The organism is Ensifer sp. Root1252, from assembly GCF_001425885.1.
GTDB classification, from domain to species: domain Bacteria; phylum Pseudomonadota; class Alphaproteobacteria; order Rhizobiales; family Rhizobiaceae; genus Ensifer; species Ensifer canadensis.
Map to the genome: position 1 here is coordinate 186,397 of NZ_LMDT01000023.1, position 19,672 is coordinate 206,068.

Consider the following 19,672-nt stretch of genomic DNA (forward strand, 5'->3'; position numbering starts at 1 on the left):
CACGAAAATCGTGCGGGTGAGCGGGAGCCGCCCACCCGCGAACGCCACATCCCTACACCTTGACACGCAAACCCTTCGGATCATAAGCCGGGGAAAGATGCGCGGTCACGGAGAACCGATCACCGGCAAGCTCGACTTCGAATCTCCCGCCCCCCAGGAATTCCTTGTTCACGCCAGAGGAATGTTCGATCAGGCCAAGGGCGACGGAGCGGCCGAGCGTGTGGCCGTAGGCGGCCGAGCGGACTTCGCCGACGGGCTTGCCATCGCGAAGAACCAGCTCACCGCCCCATAACATCGGCGACGGATCATCGACGGTGAACTGCACGATGCGCCGCGTGGGCACCCCCTTCTCCTTTGCGGCGATCAACGCGTCACGGCCGAGAAAGCCGTCCGGCTTGTCGAGCGAGAGCGCGAAAGCAAGGCCCGCCTCGTAAGGGTTGACATCAGGCGTCAGCTCGCGGCTCCAGGCGCGATAGCCCTTTTCCAGCCGGAGCGCCTCGAGCGCATAGTAGCCGCAATCGCTCAACCCCAAATCGCGCCCGACCTCGTGCAACGCCTCGTAGACACCGACGGCGAACTCCGTCGGCACGATCAGTTCCCAGCCGAGTTCACCGACATAGGTCATGCGGTTGGCATAGGCCGTGGCATAGCCGATATCGATCTCCCGGATCGTCGCGAAGGGAAAAGCGGCATTGGAGAGATCGGCTGATGTCAACCGCGCCAGGATATCCCGCGCACGCGGACCCATGAGCGCCAGAACCGCGTAGGCAGAGGTGACGTCAGTCAGCGTCACATGCGCTTCGGCCGGCAGGTTCTTGCGGATCCAGTCGGCGTCGTGCACCGGCTGCGCCGAACCGGTAATCAGAAGGAAGCGGTCCGCAGCCAGCCGCAGCACCGTCAGGTCGCTTTCATAGCCGCCGCGCACATTGAGGAGCCCGGTATAGACGGAACGACCGATCGCAACGTCGATATCGGCTGCGCAGATGCGGTTGAGTGCTGCTGCGGCATCGCGCCCCTGGACGAGAAGCTTGGCAAAGGAGGTCTGGTCGAAGATGCCGGCCACCTCGCGCGTTGCTTTCATCTCGCGCTTGACCGCCTCGTGCCAGTTCTGCCGGCCGAAGGCATAGTCCGTCACCGGCTTTTCGCCCTCGGCCGCAAACCAGTTGGCACGCTCCCAGCCCATTTTCGAGCCGAAGCAGGCGCCCTTTGCCGCAAGCCGATCATAGAGGGCTGAGCGGCGGAAGGGCCGCGCCGTGTCCAGCTCGCGGTTGGGCCAGGGCATGGCATAGTGCAGCCCGAGCGTCTCCTTGACGCGGTCATGCAGCCAGCGCGGATTGTTGTTGAAGTTTGCAAAACGACGGATGTCGACCGGCCAGAGGTCCATGGTCGGCGCGCCGTTGACGATCCATTCCGCCAGCGCACGCCCGGCGCCACCGGCGCTGGCGATACCCATCGAGTTGAAGCCGGCGCCGACGTAGAAGTTCTTCAGTTCCGGCGCCTCGCCGAGCATGAAGTTGTTGTCGGGCGTGAAGCTTTCAGGGCCGTTATAAAACTTCTTCACCTCTGATGTCGCCAGTTGTGGCACCCGTTGCAGGGCGCTTTGCATCAGGATTTCAAACTGGTCCCAGTCATCAGGAAGCAAGGCGAATTCGAAATCACCCGGAATGCCGGCCATGCCCCACGGTTTTGCCTCCGGCTCGAAACCACCCATGACCAGGCCACCCACCTCTTCCTTGAAGTAGATGTAACCATCGGGATCGCGCATGACCGGCAGGTCCGGATGCACGCCTTCGATCCTGCCGGTCACGATGTACATATGTTCAGCCGAATGCAGCGGCACCGACACCCCGCACATCAGCCCGACCTTGCGTGCCCACTGGCCGGCGCAATTGACGACGATCTCGGCGGCGATCGTCCCCTGATCCGTTTCCACACCGGTAACCGCACCATCAGCGGTGACGATGCCGGTGACGCGCACACGCTCGATGATGCGCGCACCACGGTTGCGTGCGCCCTTTGCCAGCGACTGCGTCAGATCGGTCGGATTGGCTTTGCCGTCACCGGGCAACCAGACGGCGCCGGCCAGGTCGTCGATGGCCATCACCGGCCAGAGATCCTGGGCCTCTTTCGGCGAAATCACCTCGATGGCAACGCCCTGCGCGCGGGCGGACGCGGCCGTGCGCTTCAGCACCGTCATACGGTCGGCCGATCGCGCGACGGAAACGGAGCCGCAATTCTTCCAGCCCGTGGCGAGCCCGGTTTCAGCCTCCAACTCGCTATAGAGCTGCGTCGAATATTTGATGAGGCTGGTCATGTTGGCGTGGCTGCGCAGCTGGCCGACAAGGCCGGCTGCGTGCCAGGTGGTGCCGCCGCTCAATTGCCCTTGCTCCAAAAGCACGACGTCCGTCCAGCCGAGCTTGGTGAGGTGATAGGCGACCGAACAGCCGATAATGCCGCCGCCGATGATGACGACCTGTGCCTGCGTTGGAAAATTCTGAGCCATGAAACAGCCTCCCGAAGCCATGGAAGGCCACACCATAACAACGGAAGAGCAAATAACAAGACAATAAGTTACAAAATATTACATTACGTCGCGACAATCAGGCCTGGACCTCGGCGCTCCAGCGCTTCGCAGATCGCCTGCGGCGGTCGCGCATCGACGATTACCCCGGCTGCCAATTCGAAGCGCGGAATGCGCAGCGGCGTCAGCCGGCCGAACTTCGAGCTATCGAGAATGAAGTAGGCCTTCGCTGCCATCGCGATCATGCGCGAGCGCTGCTCAGCACCATTGCGGGTAAAGTCAGTCACCTCACCGTCCGGCGACAATCCGCCGCCGCCGAGGAAAGCCACATCCACCCGGAAATGGCCGATCGCCTCAAGCGCATCGATACCGACGGCCGCCTCTTCCGCCGGGTCGATCTCACCACCGAGCATATGCACCCGCACCAGCGGCTGGCGACACATCTGCAGCGCTATCGAAAGGGAAGTCGTACAAATCGTTAGGTTTTTTCGCTCTGACAGGGCATGGGCCACCGCAAGCGTCGTCGTGCCGGAATCGAGAAACACGACCATGCCGTCGCGCACGAGACCCGCTGCAGCCCTGCCAATCGATGCCTTCGCCGCAGCATTCTCACCACGCCTCTCCGTGAAGGCGGCCTCGGTCGGCTCGAACAGCGTCGCGCCGCCGTGAACGAGATCAAGTTGGCCTCGCTCCGCCAGGTGTTTCAAGTCACGACGGATCGTCTGGCGCGACACATCGAAAAAATCGGCAAGCTCGGTGATGCTGACCGTGCCATCGGCGGCTAGACGGCGGAGGATTTCGCCATGACGGCGGGGAGCAAGGGCACGAGCGCTTTGAGTATCTGACATGCGGATATCTGCGATCATTTTTGGTGTTTTGACAAGACGCGTCGCAAAACGCGTCACCGCAACCCAACTTCGCCTTCATTCTCCCGGTCTGAAGCGCATCAAACCACGGGCCCGCGCATAATCACGCATGAAAGATGTCTATTTATGTTGCATAATGTGACTCTTCTTTGCATCTTGATCTCAAGCACTCATTGACGCAAAGGGAGGCAGGCAGTGCAACAGGCATGCACACAAGGCCGTCGATTTACCTTCTACCTGCTCGACGGCTTCACGCAGCACGCATTCACCTCCGCGCTTGAAGCGCTTCGCCTCGCCAATGATGTCCTGGGCAGGCCTCACTATTGTTGGCGTACCGTGACACGCGACGGCCAGCCTGCGCTGTCAAGCTGCGGCATGCGCTTGATGGCCGACGCAGCGCTCACCTCGGAGCGGGACGGGCTGCAACAACCGGAGCGTCCCCACATGATCGTAGTCTGCGGCGGCCGCGCCATTCCCCCTGCCGACGGAAAGGCCGAAGGCTGGCTGCGGCTGTCCCGGCGGGGAAGCATTGCCATCGCTGGACTCGCAGGCGGCCTCTACAGCCTGGCACGGGCCGGCGTGCTCGATGGGCGTCGCTGCGCCGTGCATTGGGAGCACTTTCCGGACTTCTCCGAACGGTTCTTCACGACGAAAGCCCGCCAGACGGCCTTCGAGATCGACAGCGACCTCTATACCTGCGCCGGCGGCAATGCCCCGTTCGACATGTTCCTGCGCATTGTCGAAGATGATCTCGGACGGGACGTAGCAAATCGCGTTTGCGAGCTGGCTCTATCGGAACGGGTCCGCAGCGCCGGAGAGCGCCAGCGGCTGCCGCTTCAGACCCGCGTCGGCATCGATAACCGTCTGCTGATCGACATCATCGAGCAGATGGAGGCGAACCTCGCCGATCCATTGAAACTTGCCCACATAACTCCCACGACTGGATTGTCGCGCCGTCAGATAGAACGCCTGTTTCGGCGCGAGATGGGGCGCTCCCCCAAGCGCTACTATCTCCAGCTGCGGCTGGAGCGCGCGCACCTGCTTCTCGTCAATTCATCGCTTCCCGTCTTCGAGATCGCCGTGGCATGCGGATTTTCCTCGGCCTCGCATTTCTCCCGGACCTACAGGGAGACCTACGGCTGTACGCCGCAGCGCACGCGCCTGGCAGAACTGGCGCACCGCCGGCCTTCGCGATCGACCTCAGGAGAGCCTGGTCGTGTGCTGCCCGACATGAAGGTCGCCTAGGCGACCGGCGGGGCCTCAGCCCATTGCCAAGGGAGAAGCCCGGCAGCCGAACGCCACCCTGTCCCGACACCGTAAGGCCTACCGCCACGCCTGCGTGCGCGCGAGTAGCCCGCGTGTGACCCCCGCATGGATGAGCTTGGCGACGACATTGGTGTAGAAGATCATCATGCCCATGGCCGCAGCCGGCGCGATGTCGCCGGCATCATCCATGTTGAGCACGGCGACCGACGCAAGCTTGGTGTCGGTTGAATAGAGAAAGACCACGGCGGAAACCGTCGTCATGGCGTTGACGAAGAGATAGATGCCGATGTTGAGGATCGCCGGCAGGCAGACCGGCAAAGTGACCCGGAAGAACAGCCGGTGGAAGGGCTGCTTGAGCGACGCCCCGACGGATTCGAATTCCGGATCCATCTGCTTTAGCGCGGTCAGCGCCGTCAGGTGCGCCACAGTGTAGAAGTGCGTCACCGTGCAGACGACGAGGATCGTCATCGTGCCGTAAATGGAGCTGAGTGGATTGGCCGGGTTGTTGAAGAAGAAGATATAGGCCAGGCCCAGCACCATGCCCGGCACGGCCATCGGCATCATGGCGAGGAAATGAAAGACGCCCCTACCGAAGCGGAACCCGTCGGCCTTCTCGACCATGTAGGCGCCGGCAAAGACGATCACCGAGCCGAAGAATGCCGTCAGCAAGGCGAGCTTGATCGAATTGGCATAGGCCGCCCAACCGCCGCCATCCATCAGGTCGAAGGCGAAATTCTTCGTCGTCAACGTCAAGTCGTAGGGCCAGAACTTCACCAGTGCCGCGATCTGACACATGGCGATCATGCCGAGAATGTACAGGCTGACGAGGCACGAGAAGGCAAAGCAGAAGCCGTCCATGCGGACATTGCGCTTCGGCGCATAGGGCACCGCCCGCGCCGACAGCAGCGCCACCTGGCGCTTCTGCATCCTGCGGTCGACGGCAAAAGCGAGCACCGCCGGCACCAGAAGAATGACCGAGACGACAGCACCCATCTCGAAATTCTGCTGGCCGATCACCTGCTTGTAGATATCGACTGCCAGCATGCCGTATTGCCCGCCGATCACCTTGGGCAGTCCGAAATCGGTGATGACCAAAGTGAAGACGACGAAGGCGGCCGACACGAGGCCATAACGCGCGCCCGGCACCGTCACGGTGGTGAAAGTACGCCATTTGCTGGCCCTGAGCGATGCCGCGGCCTCGTAGTGGCGCGCATCGGCAACGGACAAGGCGGTCAGAATGATGAGGAAGGCATGCGGCAGCGTGAAGAACACCGAGCCGATGACGATGCCGATCGGACCGTAGATGGAATAGCCCAGCAGCCAGTCCTTGAAGACGCCCTGATTGCCGAAGAGATAGACCAGCGCAATGCCGGGCAAAAGCGACGGCACGAGGATCGGTATGGTGAGGATGCCCCGGAACAGCCCCTTGAGCGGCATGCAGCTGCGCGTCAACGCATAGGCGAGCGCAAACGCGATCGAAACCGTCACCACCGTGCTGATCGACGCCATCAGAACCGAGTTGTAGATCGAACGGGCGAGCGCCGGCGTCGAGAAATAGGTCTTGAAGTTTTCGACGCCGATGGTGCTGGCCGGGCGCAACACAACCCGGCGGAAGGTGGCGGAATCATATTCGCGCCACTCGGTGCCCTTCTCCAGCGTGGAGCCGGCGAGAAACGCCGTATCGTCCGTCATCCCACGAATGCGGTAATGGACGGGGCTGCGAAAATTGAACTGCGGGAAGAATTTCGTAGCGGCCAGGCGGCCGTCCGAATTTGTGGCCAGGTCCTTCTCGGTGGCAACGCCGAGTTCCCGGTTGAGCGCATCCGCAGTGACTGCCGTCGCCCAATTCTTCCCCGTCTCGTCGCTCACCTGAAATTCGAAGGCGCTCAGATCGAAGCGGTAGGTTGACATCGACTTCGACAGCATGACGAAAAGCGGCGCGCCCAGTGCGACGATCAGGTAGAGCCCGATGACGGCCATGAAGCCGAGTTTGACGAGGTCGTCGCGCGAGGCCTGCTGGCGCAGTCTTTTGCCCGGTGGGGCGTAGTCGATCGTTATGCTCATTGTCAGATGCCCCTCGGATAGAGCAATAGGCGTTCCCGCGGTATCTCGACCTGGATGACCCCGCCCGTTTCGATCCGCAGCCGGCGCACCGCATTGACCGAGAAATCGGCGACGAGGGGCCGATCTCCGAGCCGCGGCGCGGTCAGCCGCGTCCGCCAGAACATGCCGAGGAACTCCATCTCGTGCACTTCGGCATCGATCAGATTCTGCGGCGTCGCCGGCCGATCGAGCGAATGGACCGCGTGTGCGTCGGCGCCGTGCGGGATGATATCGACAGGGCGGACCACCGCCGTGGTCGGATCCCCGACGGCAAAGCCATCCGTTGGACAACAGAAGGCGGAATTCCCGATCTCGACCTGACCATCCGGCAGGACCTTTGCCTGGAACTGGTTGGTCTCGCCGATGAAGTCGGCAACGAACAGGGTCTTGGGATGACGATAGATTTCGGTCGGCGATCCGACCTGTTCGATGACGCCGTGGTTCATCACGACGATCCGGTCGGCCATGGCGAGCGCTTCTTCCTGATCGTGCGTCACCATGATGGTCGTGACACCGAGCTTCCTTTGCAGCGACTTGATCTCATGGCGCAGATGAACGCGCACCTTGGCGTCGAGGGCAGACAGCGGTTCGTCGAGCAGAAGCAGCCCAGGGGATATGGCGATGGCGCGGGCAAGAGCGATGCGCTGCTGCTGTCCGCCGGAAAGATGGGCGGGATATTTCTTGGCTTGCGCCGAAAGCCCAACCGTTTCAAGCAGTTCGGCAACACGTGCCGCGACGTCCGCCTTCGAGCGGCCGGTGTTTTCCAGGCCGAAGGCAATGTTCTGCTCGATGGTGAGGTTGGGAAAGAGCGCATAGGACTGGAAGACGATGCCGTAGTCGCGCTTCGACGCGGGCAGAGCCGAAATGTCGCGGCCATCCTGCCGAATGACGCCGCGTGTCTGCAGATCGAGGCCGGCGATCGCCCGCAAAAGGGTCGTCTTGCCGCAGCCCGACGGGCCGAGGAAACAGACGAATTCACCCTTGCCGATATCGAGCGAGATGTCGCGCAGCGCCGTGAAATCGCCATAGCTCTTCCAGAGATCGCGGATTTCGAGACAGGGGGATGACGGTGTGGTCTCCTGGTCAGAGGCGCGGGGAATGCTCGTGGGTGTCGGTTCAATCGACATGGCATGTCTCATCTGCAAGCTCCGCTGGCTGTCAGGGATTTCTGCAGCGCCGCGCGTCATAAGGGACGCACTAAGGTCACTGTAGCACTTTGAATTGCTGCATGTTTTCATCCTTAAATCGAATGCGACCCAAGGAGAGAATGCGACAGGCGGAGCGCGCATGCGCTCCGCCTGGGCCGATCAGCTCTTCGGTTCCGACTTTGCGTCGTAGCGCTTCTGCCATTCCTTCAGAATGGAGGCGCGATTGTTCGCGGCCCACTCGAAGTCGTTGTCGATCATCTTTGAAGCGATGTCGGTGGGCAGATGCTCGACCGGCTTGGCGACACCCGGATAGGCGACCACGGCATAGCCGGCATTGTACATTTCGTTGGCTTCCTTGGTGACCGACCAGTCGACGAGGGTCTTGGCGGCTTCAAGGTTTGCCGTGCCGGCAATGATCGCCGTCGCCTCGGCTTCCCAGCCCGAGCCCTCGCTCGGGAAGATGATGTCGATCGGCGCGCCGGCGCTCTTGGCCTTGGCGCCGGGGAACTCGAAGGAAACGCCGATGACAGCCTCGCCAGCACCGGCCATCTTGCAGGGCTTCGAGCCGGAATGCGTGTAGGCCGAGATATTCTCATGAAGCTTGTCCATGAAGGACCAGGCCTTCTCCTCACCCCACATCTGCATCCAGCCGGAGACGTCGAGGAAGCCGGTGCCCGACGAGCTCGGGTTCGGCATGACGATGTGGCCCTTGTACTCAGGCTTCGTCAGGTCATCCCAGCTTGCAGGGGCCTTCAGCCCGAGCTTTGCGCCCTCGACCGTGTTGTAGCAGAGGGCCGCAACATAGGCGTCCATTCCCACCCAGCTCGGCGGTGTGTCACCGTCGACGAACTTCTTGTCGAGCGCCTCGACGCCCTTGGGCTGATACGCCTCCAGCATGCCCTCAGTCTTCAGGAGAAGCAGCGATGTGGCAGCAAGTCCCCAGACGACGTCCGCCTGCGGGTTGTCCTTTTCGGCGAGCAGTTTTGCCGTCATGACGCCGGTTGAATCCCGGACCCAGTTGATTGTGATATCGGGATGCGCCTTCTCGAAGGTTGCCTTGTAGCGATCAAGGTCGACAGCTTCGACAGCGGTGTAAACGGTGAGCTCGGTCTGGGCGGAAGCAATGACGGGAAGAGCCACGGACATGGCGCCGGCAAGCATAAAAAACACGTGTCTGTTCATGCTGAAAATCTCCTCTGGAGGCCTGGAAAAATCCGGAAAGCATGGCGGGCAATCTGTCGCTGCCCTTGTCTTGCACGCTTCAGGAGCCATTCTGCGTGGGTGCATTCAATTAGTAAAATTTATTATTCTTATCATTAGCAAAGTAAAATCTATAGGTCTTCTGCCGTCTCACTGGCATCTGCTGCCGATTGATGAAGAAGCGAACGCCTGCATCAGCGAGCGGCAGATGCAGACAATGCGGCTCGCAACAGGCCCCAAGAAAAAGGGAGCTGTCGGTCGACAACTCCCAGAAATGGTGGTCAGGCAGGGGACACCCGGATCACCAGGGCCCTGATCACCAGGGCAGGGAAAACGTCTTGACGTTGGTGAAGCTCTTCATCGCTTCGATCACACCTTCTTTGTAGCCATTGCCGGAATCCTTGATGCCGCCGAAAGGAGACATCTCGATGCGATAACCGGGCACTTCCCAGATGTTCACCGTACCGACCCTGAGACCGGCGATGTATTTCTGCATGCGGCGGAAGTCGTTGGTGCAGACGCCCGACGACAGGCCGAAGGCGGTCGAGTTGGACAGCGCAATCAGGGCATCGTCATCATCGGGTGCCCGCACGATCGGGATGATCGGCGCGAAGGTTTCCTCCATCACGAGTTCGCTCGAATGCGGCACGCGATCGACCACGATCGGCGGCAGCAGGGCGCCGCGGCGGCCGGGATCGTAGAGGATCTCCGCTCCCTCTTCGGCAGCCTTGTGCACGCGACGCTCGAAGGTTTCGGCGGCTCGGGCATGGACGACCGTGCCCAGTTCCGTTGCCCGATCCATCGGGTCACCGAAGCGCAGCTTCTTGGCCCGTTCCAGAACGAGCGGCACGAAGCGGTCGGCCACGCTTTCCTGGCACAGAATACGTTTGACGGCCGTGCAGCGCTGGCCCGAGTTCTTCGTCGCGCCGGCGACCGCCAGGTCCGCCGCCTTTGCCAGGTCGTCATCCGACAGATCATTGAGGATGATCAGCGGGTCGTTGCCGCCGAGTTCGAGGATCTGGCGCTTGTAGTGGGCGTTCGCCGCGATCAGCTTTCCGACTGGCACGCTGCCGGTAAAGGTGATGAGGTCGAAGTTTGGGTTGGTCATCATTTCCATCCCGATATCCGCCGGCCAGCCGGTCACCACCGACAGCATTTCCGGCGGCAATCCGGCCTCATAGAGAATGTCGGCGAAAATGAGCGCCGTCATCGGCGTCAGCTCCGTCGGCTTCAGCACCACGCAGTTGTTGGTGGCAATGGCCGGCGCAACCTTGTGCGCCACCATGTTGAGCGGGTGGTTGAAGGGGGTGATCGCCGAGATGGCGGTCAGCGGCTCGCGCATCGTGAAGATCTTGCGCGCCTTGCCGTGCGGGGTGAGATCGCAGGAGAAGATCTCACCGTCATCGCGAATGCACATCTGACCCGACAGCGTCAAAACGTCGAAGGCGCGGCCGACCTCGTAGAGCGAGTCCTGCTTCGATATGCCGAGCTCCAGCGTGATGACATCGGAGATCTCCTCCTTGCGGGCGACCAGCATTTCGGCCGCCTTTAGCAAGATGCGCTGGCGCTCGTAGCGTGTCAGCTTCGGCTGGTAGGCCGCCGCGATCTCGAAGGCCCTGCGAGCATGTTCGGCGTTGCCGGCTGGAACGGTGCCGATGACGGCATCGTTCCAGGGATAATGCACCTCGATCAGCCCTTCGGCATCGACGTGTCTGCCGGCGATACGCATCGGCTCATGGCGAATGGCGAATGTCGTTTCCACCTTGGTCATCGTCCGCTCCCTAGTTTGCCGGCTGCGCCGCCGCGACGAGCGCATAGTAGAAGGCGTCGAAGTTGCGCAGCGTGGCCGCGGAAACAAGTTCGGGCAACTTGCGGTTCGAGATGAAGGGCACCTCCTGCTCGGTGAGGCCGCCATGCGAGCGTAGCGGTTCGTTCAGCGCAGCAAGATCGTGGCGATGCTCGCTGGTGCCAAGCGTCTTGTTCTCCGACGAGATGATGACGATATCGCCGATGCGGTCATCCGGCAGTTCGAAACGAATGCAGGCTTCGGGCCGCGAAAGCACGAGGTCGATGCCGTCGATCGCTGCCAGCCGCTCGATGATCTCTTCCTTGTCGGCGCGTTCCGGCAGGTAGGCGGTCGCAAACGAACCAAGCGCACCATGGTGCACGACGTAGGGATCCGTGATCGGCAGGATGACGCGGGCAGCGTCCTTTCCGAGCCACTCGTCGAGTACGTCCTGCACGTAGATGACATCGGGAGAACCATCGGCCTTGTGCTTCGGCTTCATGCCGTGATCGGCCGTCACGATGATCGCCGCACCAAGCGCGTCGAGTTGGGTCAGGTACTTGTCGAACATCTCGTAGAAGGCGTTCGCCGCCGGGACGCCCGGCGCATATTTGTGCTGCACGTAGTCCGTGGTCGTCAGGTACATGACGTCAGGAGCGAATTCCTTCAGCAGTTTCACACCGGCTGCAAAGACGAATTCCGAAAGTTCCGCCGAATAGACCTCCGGCACCGGGCGCCCAAGCCAGGCCGAGGCATTATCGATGCCGTGTTCCGCCTTGGTCGACGTGTCGGACTTTTCGGACGAGAAGCAGACCGCCCTGCCCTCGTCGAACTTGAGGCCGTGACCGAGAAGCGCACGGAGCTTGTCCTTGGCGGTGACGACCGCGACCTTCGCGCCGGCATCGTAGAAGGCCTTGAAGATGGTCGGCGCGCGCAGGAAGCGGGGATCGTTCATCATCACTTCGTTGCCGGTCTGCGGTTCGTAGAGGTAGTTGCCGCAGATGCCGTGAATGGCCGGCGGACGGCCGGTCGCAATGGAGAGGTTGTTGGGGTTGGTGAAGCTCGGGATGACGCTGAGCGCGGTGCGCTCCGTGCCCGTCTGGCGCATGCGGGCAAGTGTCGGCATCAACCCGGCGTTGATGGCCTCGTCGAGATAGGCCGGCTCGCAGCCATCGAGGCAGATGGCGATGGCTGGGACGTTTGGCCAGGGATAGCTGCGCCGGTTCGCGGTGACGGCGACGTTGATCTTGGACATCTGGTTCATCGGGAAAATCCTATCGTTCATTCAGGCGGCGAGACGGCTGCGTTCGGCAAGGGCGATCGCCGGAGGCGCAGCATTGGCGACCCCCATTTCGGTGAGGGATGCGCGCGCGGCCTCGACCACGCGGCGCATCACATGTTCATCCATGCGGCCGATGCAGCCGACGCGGAAGCTGTCGACGACCGTCAGCTTGCCGGGATAGATGATGAACCCCTTCTCCTTCATCAGGTCGTAGAAGCGATCAAAGGCGAAAGCCGGATCGGCAGGGCTGAAGAAGGTAACGATGATCGGCGACAGCCACCGGTCGGCAAGCAGGGTCTCGAAGCCTGCCTCGCGCATGCCGGCGACCATGACGTCGCGGTTGCGGGCATAACGCGCGCCGCGGGCGGAGACTCCGCCTTCCTCGCGATGCAGCCGAAGGGCCTCCAGGAATGCAGCGACGACATGCGTCGGCGGCGTGTAGCGCCACTGACCGGTCTTGTTCATGTAGTCCCATTGCGCGTGCACGTCGAGGCTGAGCGAGTGGCTGCGGCCCTTGGCGGCCTCCAGTTCGCTTTTGCGGGCGATGACGAAGCCGAAGCCAGGCACGCCTTCGATGCATTTGTTGGCTGAGGAAACGATCGCCTCGTAGCGGAAGTCGGCAACGCCGGCCGGTACGGCACCGAAGGCGCTCATCGAGTCGACCAGCAGCTTGCGGCCTCTGGCATAGACGACCTCGGAGATTTCCTTCAGCGGATTGAGGATGCCGGAGCTGGTTTCGCAGTGGACGACGACCACGTGGGTAATGGCCGGATCCGCGTCGAGCGCAGCGGCAACCTCGGGTCCGCGTGGCGGCATGTAATCGCCCTTGTCGATCGTCACGTGGTCGCGGCCGAGATAGGCGAGCGTCTGGGCGATGCGCTTGCCATAGGCGCCGTTCATCAGCACCAGCACCTTGCCGTCGCGGGGAACGAAGCTGCCCAGCATCGCCTCGACCGAGAACGAACCGCTGCCCTGCATCGGAACGCAATCGAACTCGCCCTTGGCATCGCCGGCAATATCGAGAAGCTGGCGACGCAGGTCGGCAGTCATCGCACGGAAATCACCGTCCCATGATCCCCAGTCCCTAAGCATAGCCTCCTTGACTTCATAGGCCGTCGTCAGCGGACCGGGCGTCAGCAGATAGGGCTCGCCCAGTCTCGGCGTTTCCAGCGGTGCGATGGTTCTGTCAGAAGCGGTGTTTGGCATTGTCCGTCCTCACGTTGGCGTCTCCGGAACCGACAATGCGGTGGACGGATATATATGTAAAATCGTTCTTTTGTATGAATCTATAAGCCTCACTTATACATCTATGCCGCCGGAACGAGGCGGCTTTCGAGCAGATCCCCGGTCTCGCGAAGACGGGGATAGGCCATCGTCGTGACCAGTGAATTGAGCTCTTTCAGCGCACGCACGATCTCCAGATGCATGTCGCTGGATTGGATGCTGGCAGCAATTCCCTGCCTCAGCCGCTCAAGGTGGCTTTGACTGCTTTCCTGCACCAGCCGGCGCACGTGTTCCTTCTGGCGCACCATCTCGCGGGCAATCACCGGTTCGGGCGAGACCAGCAGATTGGCGGCAAGTTTCACGTTCGAAAACACTGCGTCATGCAGCGCCGTCAGTTCGTGCCAGCCGGCTTGCGAAAAGGCGCCCGCCCCTTCCAGCCGCTCCTCCGCCATGCGCAACAGGCTCTTCGACACCACGTCGCCGGCATATTCCAGATGAATGGCCGCCTCGGTGAGTTCGATGCCGCGCCGGGACTGCTCCTCCGTCAGCACACCTCTATTAACTGCGGCGATAAAGAGCTTGATCTCGCTATGTGCGCGATGGATGTCGCCGTCGATGCGGCGCAGCGCATCGACCGTCTCGGGCGTTGGCGACGCGATTACCCCCATGACCGGTTCGAGTAAACGCGTGATCAGGTTGCCCATATGGAGCACTTCGCGAGCGGCCGCCGCCAAAGCCTGCGCCGGCTTTTCGATCAGAGACCGGTCGAGCGCACTGACATGCGCTGCAAGACCGGCATCTTTTCCCCCAGCGTTGTCAGGCGTGAGAACGCGAACGATGCGCGCCATCAGACCACACGATATGAGACCCAGGAGCACCAGTGCAGCATTGAACAGCACGTGCAGATTGACGAGCTCGGCAGCGACCGTCGTGCCAGGCAGCCACGCAAAAGAGAGCTGCGCGGAAAACAGCGCAAAGACTGCGGCACTGAACAGCGCGCGAAAGACGAGATTGCCAAGCGGCAGCCGCCTGCCTTCCACCGGCAGGCCTCGGGTCAGCCACAGGGCGATCAGCCCACCACCAAGGTTGACGCCAAGGATCAGGGGAATGCCGACATCGAGCGGCAGCAGGCCCTTTGCGGCAAAGGTCAGGATCAAAAGGATGGCCGCGACGCTGGAATGCAGGCCCCAGGTGAAGACCGCAGCCACGATCATGACCGTGAGAGGGTCTTTGCTCAGCATGTCGATCGCTGCCGGCAGCAATGGGCTTTGACCAAGCGGAAGGGTCGCATGGCCGATCATCTGCAGCGACAGGAGCAACAGGCCGATCCCGAGAACCGCACGCCCGGCCTCGACCGGCTTGCGAGCGCACGCCTTGAGATGCAGGAGGCCGCCGGCGGCAATCAGCAATGGCGCCAGCCAGTGCAAATCAAAACTCAAGATCTTGACGACAAGGGCAGAGCCCAGGTCCGCGCCGAGAAGGACCGCCAGCCCGACTTCGAGGCTCAGAGCTCCGCTCACGGCAAAGCTGGCGGCGAGCATCGCAACCGCCGTCGAACTCTGCAGGGCAATTGCAATCAAACAGCCGTAGGCTGCCGCGCGGGGCCTGCCGCCAGCCCCTCCAACGGCACGGGTGACCACGTCGCCGCAGGCAGCTTCGACGCCCTTCTTGACGAGGCTGACGGCATAAAGCAGCAGGACTGTTGCGGCGGTAAGTTCAAGGGCGACAGCCGAAAGATTCATAGGCGCGCTCCGGAAAGGGTTAACTCCGGAAATTATCTTTTGCCCCTTTACATAAATCAAATCGTTCGTTCTGATGGTTCCATAGATAGAATTTATCTGTGGGGATGTTACCGTGCGCTATGTCCAGCTCCGTGCCTTTCACAATGTGGCCATCCACGGCGGCTTCTCGCGGGCAGCCGAGGCGCTCTTCCTGACGCAGCCCGCCGTCTCCGATCAGGTTCGCAAGTTGGAGGAGGAGTATGACGTCCTGCTCTTCAATCGAAACAAGAAGCAGGTGACGCTGACCCAGGCGGGCCAGCAGCTTCTCGAAGTCACCCGGCGCATGTTCGACGTCGAGCAACAGGCACTCGATCTTCTCTCGGAGTCGCGCGCATTAAGGGCTGGAAAGCTGCGGATCGTCGCGGATGCCGCACACCATCTGCTGCACATCCTGGCCGCCTTCCGGCGGGCCTACCCGACCGTGCAGGTTTCGATCGATGCGGGCAACACGGAAACCGTCATCACCAGCCTGCACGCCTATGAAGCGGATATCGGCGTTCTCGGCGAAGTCCCGCAGGCCGGCGACTTCGACGTTCTGAAGCTCAATTCGACGCCGATCGTCGCCTTCGCAAGCCGCGATTATCCTTTGGCGACATGTCAGAGCGCCACCTTCGCAGAGCTTGCAAAACATCCGCTCGTCATGCGCGAGCGAGGTTCCAAGACCCGCCAGAAGCTCGAGGCCATGGCCGCACAATGCGGCGTCACGCTGACGCCGCTGATCGAGGCCGAGGGCCGCGAGGCGGTTCGCGAGATCGTCGCTGCCGGCGGCGGCGTCGGTTTCGTCTCATCCGCCGAGTTCGGCCAGGACACGCGTCTCGTGCCGATCAAGATCGATGCCCCGGAAATGCTGATGGACGAAGCGCTCATCTGCCTGCGCGAACGCAGCAACGGGAAACTTGTCCATGCATTCTATGAAATAGCGCGCAAACTTACACAAAGTGCAGAAGACGTCACGGCAGGCGATGCCAAGCCGTCGGGCGCAGCAACTCGCGCCTGACCGGCGATAGACCGCAGTTTTAGGAGCAACGCCTTCGCAGCGGTTCACCACGCAATTGGAGGCATGCAGAAGACCCGCTCCAGCCTTGACGGCAAAAGTGTCGGAATGTGCTGGAGCCGAGATAGTGCGGGCCGAACAGCATCAACCGTCCGAATTCCTATCCGAAATCGGCCATGCCTGCCGAACGGCCACGCGCTCTTCTAGCAGTTATAAACGCCTGCGGCACAGCGCCGGGTCGTGCGCCGCGCGGCACCGGCCACACTGACCGGCGTCAACGGCCGGCCGACCACGGCAACGGCGTCAGAGGTAAAGGTGGGGATCGCGAGAACTGGCACATCCTTCGCCAGCTCGCCGATGCCAAACAGAACTGCCCAAACAAGGCAGATCATTGCTGCGCGCTTACGGAAGGTCATTTTTTATCTCCTACCTTGAAGTTCTCTGGCAATTCACCCAGGTTGTGCTGGAGGTCGTTCACATCGATCTTTTCGGCATTCGACGCATTCTTGAAGTCGAAATCACCCGGCGCAACGGCCGCCCCGGATTTCCAATCCCTGATCTGGATGCTGTATTCCGGCCCACCCTTCACCTGCCCGGAGGTTATGACCAGGCGGCAGGGATAGGGCTCTGCCCCGTGCGCGATCCAGATCTGGAAATCGACATCGTCTTTGCGGAAGGCGAGAGAATCGCACTCCACGCCATTGACGACGCCGCTTCCCAGATCCTTAGAATCATACACCCCTTGCATCAATTCGTCATATGCACCGGTCATCAACAGGTCGGCGGCCGGCAAAGGCAAGTTGTACTTGTCCTTCAGCTCGTCGATCAGATGATCGACTGTCCCGGGTATTTCGACCTGCGTGTATTTGTTGAGGTTCTTGCCCAGGAGTGTCAGCGTCTTTCCATCGAACAGCGCCTCGCTGTCGACAAAGCCGCCCGAACGGGTCGTGTGTACCTTGTCGGGCCGACTGAGGGTCACTGTCCCCGAGCTTGCCAGTCCGAGTTTCTGATCACTGTTGGTGACGACCTGGAAGGTGGAATCATAGCCGAACGACAGGGCATTCTGAGCCGCCAGGTAGTCGGTCATGGCCTTGAGCAGTTTCTTGGCTTCGGCCGAGTCGGTGACCCGGACGAGCTCGACGCGGCGGTTGAGAGCCCGGCCATCGGCCGTATCGTTGCTGGCAATCGGCTGGGCCTGTCCGACGCCTCCCGTCGTCAGCCTGGCGGCATCGATTCCGCGTTCGACGAGAGCCGCCTTGATGACCTCTGCACGCTCGGCGGAAAGGCGCAGGTTGGTCTCCTCATTACCGCTGGTATCGGTATGGCCGACAATTCTCAGGCCCCATTCAGGGAAGTTCTTGAGCGCCGCAGCGATGTCGTCAAGAAGTCCTTCCGCTCCAGGTCGCAATGTCGCTTCCGACATTGCGAAGCGCAGACCGTGAACGTCGTACTGTTCCCTGGTCTCTAGTGCCTGTTGCATCTCTTCCTTGCTGTATTGCTTGGAAGGCTCCTGCATGTTCTGGGCCAAGGTGGGGGCGGCCGCCAAAAGGGCGACCGTCACGAGCAGTCGTCTGATCAACCCGCGATGCCGCGATGTGATCCCGCCGGCTCTCTGTCCGATACCTTTGTGTTCCTTGTAGTCGAGCATCGTTGTGGATGTGCTTAGCATCGAATGACTCCTTCTCACTGACGTGTGAATTTGACTATCGCGCACTGCTTGCTGGTACGAACAACATCTACCTCTGACGGTAGATACCTCGTCGGACGTCTTGCGCCGCAGCGAGCCGAGGCCGTGACTCGCGCAGCGAGAGCGGTTCGCAGTAATTTGCGAACCGCTGTTGGAAAATCTGCCGGCATGCCGGAAGGGGAGTGTTACTTCCCTTTCAGCGCGTTGAACGTATCCACATAACCGCGCCCGACTGCACGGACCCCGCGGCCGATGTCGTCGTAGACATCGTCTGGAAGATTGGCGAAGGAGACTCGGACGCTCCAGTTCGGCGCATCGAAGCCGCCGCCATTGAGCAGCACGATCGAATGATCCTCCGCCAGCCGGTAGACCAGATCGAGCGGATGCACATTCGCTTTCAGCCAGGCCACCATCTCCTCGCCGACATATTTGCGCAGCCAGAACTCGAAATCGATCGTTCCATAGTAGCCGGCAAAGTTTGCATTCGGCTGCAGGTCGAGCGGCAGTCCCTCGAGCAGCATGTTCACCCGGTCGGTGCAGATCGCCATGCAGGCCTTCTGGTAAACCTTGTCCGTGTCCATCAGTTCGCTGATCGAGAACATGGTCATCATCACCTGTTGCGGTAACGAGAGCCCCGCGGTGTGATTGAGCGCGACGTCGCGGCTATCGGCAACGATGCGATCGATCATCTTGAGCTTGCGCGGTTCGAGCGTGATCGAGCGGTATCGATTGTCCAGCGCCTCCAGTTCCTTGGCCGGGAGCTTGGTCAAGAGATCGTCGAGAATGTTTTTCTCGTTGATGCCGATGACGCCGAGACGCCATCCCGTGCAGCCGAAATACTTCGAATAGGAATAGACGCAGATGGTGTTGTAGGGCAGCTCGCACATCAGCGAGCGGAAGTTCGGCACGAACGTCCCGTAGACGTCATCGGTCAGAAGGATGAGGTCCGGCCGCTTGGTATTGACCAGATCGACCAGCTTTTTCATCGTCTGCGGATCGATTGCCATCGACGTCGGATTGCCCGGATTGACGACGAAGAATGCCTTGATCTTCGGGTCCTCGAGCTTGCGGATCTCCTCGTCGGAATACTGGAAGCGGTGCTCCTGCGTCGCTCTGACATGGACGGCCTTGAACGCATAGTCCTCGAGTTCCGCAATCTCGATATAGGGGGTAAAAATCGGCGTGCCCATCGCGATCGTGTCGCCCTTCTTGAGGATGCGATTGGCGATCAGCGACTTGAAGATGTAGCACATCGCCGCCGTTCCCCCTTCAACGGCGTAGAGATCGAACTTGCCGATCGGCGCATTTGCGCCCATTGCCCACATCAGGTAGCGATGCGCGACTTGCTCGGCATGCACCAGCATCCGGTCCGGGACGGGATAGTTGTCGCCGATTATCGAGTCCGTCAGTTCGAAAACGAAGGCGTCGGCATCGAAACCGAACATCTTGACGCCGTGCTCGACCATTCTCGACAGGAAGTCGGCGCCCGGGTCCTCGGCATGTTTTGCCAGCCACGCGTCGAAGCGCGCCGCGATACCCTTCATCTGGGGCATGCCACCGAGGCCCGCCGCCGGGTTGTCCATGGTCCGCCGGCTTTCGGTCAGGGCGAACTGGCCGAAGAGGAAGAACCCCTCGCGCGGGGTCGTTGCGATCCAGTTTGGATTTCCACGGCCGGCATTGAGCAGAGCATTCGTCGATTTCTGTGCGCTGCGCTTGGCAAGCTTCATGAGGCCGTCCTTGATTTCGAACGGGCTCATCTTCTCGTATTCGCGATAGTCGATGTCTGCCATGAGTCATTCCTCCCTGTGAACTGC

General features: G+C 61.3%; 15 protein-coding genes. 3 read left to right on the forward strand and 12 right to left on the reverse strand.

What is annotated here, in order from left to right; all coding sequences use genetic code 11:
• Positions 1-52: 52 nt before the first annotated feature.
• Both ASD02_RS22085 and ASD02_RS22090 read right to left on the reverse strand, forming a co-directional pair.
• Positions 53-2,503 carry an FAD-dependent oxidoreductase gene (locus ASD02_RS22085; protein ID WP_057220019.1) on the reverse strand — a complete coding sequence of 817 codons (2,451 nt, stop codon included), beginning with the start codon at positions 2,501-2,503 and terminating at the stop codon, positions 53-55.
• Positions 2,504-2,586: 83 nt separating this feature from the next.
• Positions 2,587-3,369 (reverse strand): DeoR/GlpR family DNA-binding transcription regulator, encoded by a 783-nt coding sequence (locus tag ASD02_RS22090; protein WP_057220079.1) that lies wholly within the window; start codon positions 3,367-3,369, stop codon positions 2,587-2,589.
• A 213-nt stretch (positions 3,370-3,582) separates the two neighbouring features.
• Here ASD02_RS22090 and ASD02_RS22095 point away from each other — a divergent pair, with 213 nt between their 5' ends.
• Complete coding sequence (locus ASD02_RS22095; protein ID WP_057217089.1) at positions 3,583-4,632, forward strand: GlxA family transcriptional regulator; 1,050 nt, start codon at positions 3,583-3,585, stop codon at positions 4,630-4,632.
• 78 nt (positions 4,633-4,710) lie between these two features.
• Here ASD02_RS22095 and ASD02_RS22100 read toward each other — a convergent pair whose 3' ends face one another.
• The 3 genes from ASD02_RS22100 to ASD02_RS22110 all read right to left on the reverse strand — a co-directional run bounded on the left by ASD02_RS22100 (position 4,711) and on the right by ASD02_RS22110 (position 9,065).
• Entirely contained in the window at positions 4,711-6,717 is a 2,007-nt protein-coding gene (locus tag ASD02_RS22100; RefSeq protein WP_057217087.1) for a putative 2-aminoethylphosphonate ABC transporter permease subunit, read from the reverse strand.
• 2 nt (positions 6,718-6,719) lie between these two features.
• A complete protein-coding gene (locus ASD02_RS22105; RefSeq protein ID WP_057220020.1) occupies positions 6,720-7,895 on the reverse strand; it encodes a putative 2-aminoethylphosphonate ABC transporter ATP-binding protein in 1,176 nt (391 codons plus the stop codon).
• A gap of 168 nt (positions 7,896-8,063) precedes the next feature.
• Complete coding sequence (locus ASD02_RS22110; protein ID WP_225906241.1) at positions 8,064-9,065, reverse strand: putative 2-aminoethylphosphonate ABC transporter substrate-binding protein; 1,002 nt, start codon at positions 9,063-9,065, stop codon at positions 8,064-8,066.
• 19 nt (positions 9,066-9,084) lie between these two features.
• On the opposite strand from ASD02_RS22110, the gene ASD02_RS38420 reads away from it, so the two are divergent.
• Entirely contained in the window at positions 9,085-9,420 is a 336-nt protein-coding gene (locus ASD02_RS38420; protein ID WP_057225816.1) for a hypothetical protein, read from the forward strand.
• On the opposite strand, the gene phnY is transcribed toward ASD02_RS38420, so the two are convergent.
• The 4 genes from phnY to ASD02_RS22130 all read right to left on the reverse strand — a co-directional run bounded on the left by phnY (position 9,421) and on the right by ASD02_RS22130 (position 15,138).
• The gene (phnY, locus tag ASD02_RS22115; RefSeq protein ID WP_057220022.1) at positions 9,421-10,875 is read right to left on the reverse strand and encodes a phosphonoacetaldehyde dehydrogenase; all 1,455 of its coding nucleotides are present in this window, start codon (positions 10,873-10,875) and stop codon (positions 9,421-9,423) included.
• Between the two features lie 10 nt (positions 10,876-10,885).
• Positions 10,886-12,154 carry a phosphonoacetate hydrolase gene (gene phnA / locus ASD02_RS22120; RefSeq protein ID WP_057220080.1) on the reverse strand — a complete coding sequence of 423 codons (1,269 nt, stop codon included), beginning with the start codon at positions 12,152-12,154 and terminating at the stop codon, positions 10,886-10,888.
• A 21-nt stretch (positions 12,155-12,175) separates the two neighbouring features.
• Positions 12,176-13,378 carry a 2-aminoethylphosphonate--pyruvate transaminase gene (locus tag ASD02_RS22125; protein ID WP_057217082.1) on the reverse strand — a complete coding sequence of 401 codons (1,203 nt, stop codon included), beginning with the start codon at positions 13,376-13,378 and terminating at the stop codon, positions 12,176-12,178.
• Between the two features lie 101 nt (positions 13,379-13,479).
• Positions 13,480-15,138 (reverse strand): Na/Pi cotransporter family protein, encoded by a 1,659-nt coding sequence (locus ASD02_RS22130; RefSeq protein WP_057217080.1) that lies wholly within the window; start codon positions 15,136-15,138, stop codon positions 13,480-13,482.
• Positions 15,139-15,250: 112 nt separating this feature from the next.
• On the opposite strand from ASD02_RS22130, the gene ASD02_RS22135 reads away from it, so the two are divergent.
• The gene (locus tag ASD02_RS22135; protein WP_025430158.1) at positions 15,251-16,174 is read left to right on the forward strand and encodes a LysR substrate-binding domain-containing protein; all 924 of its coding nucleotides are present in this window, start codon (positions 15,251-15,253) and stop codon (positions 16,172-16,174) included.
• A gap of 200 nt (positions 16,175-16,374) precedes the next feature.
• Here ASD02_RS22135 and ASD02_RS22140 read toward each other — a convergent pair whose 3' ends face one another.
• The 3 genes from ASD02_RS22140 to ASD02_RS22150 form a co-directional block, all read right to left on the reverse strand.
• The gene (locus ASD02_RS22140) at positions 16,375-16,587 is read right to left on the reverse strand and encodes a hypothetical protein (protein WP_025430159.1); all 213 of its coding nucleotides are present in this window, start codon (positions 16,585-16,587) and stop codon (positions 16,375-16,377) included.
• Positions 16,584-17,732 (reverse strand): DUF2092 domain-containing protein, encoded by a 1,149-nt coding sequence (locus ASD02_RS22145; protein WP_309141657.1) that lies wholly within the window; start codon positions 17,730-17,732, stop codon positions 16,584-16,586. The genes ASD02_RS22140 and ASD02_RS22145 overlap by 4 nt, the downstream gene beginning before the upstream one ends.
• 311 nt (positions 17,733-18,043) lie before the next feature.
• A complete protein-coding gene (locus ASD02_RS22150) occupies positions 18,044-19,648 on the reverse strand; it encodes a bifunctional aspartate transaminase/aspartate 4-decarboxylase (protein WP_025430161.1) in 1,605 nt (534 codons plus the stop codon).
• Between the last annotated feature and the right edge of the window lie 24 nt (positions 19,649-19,672).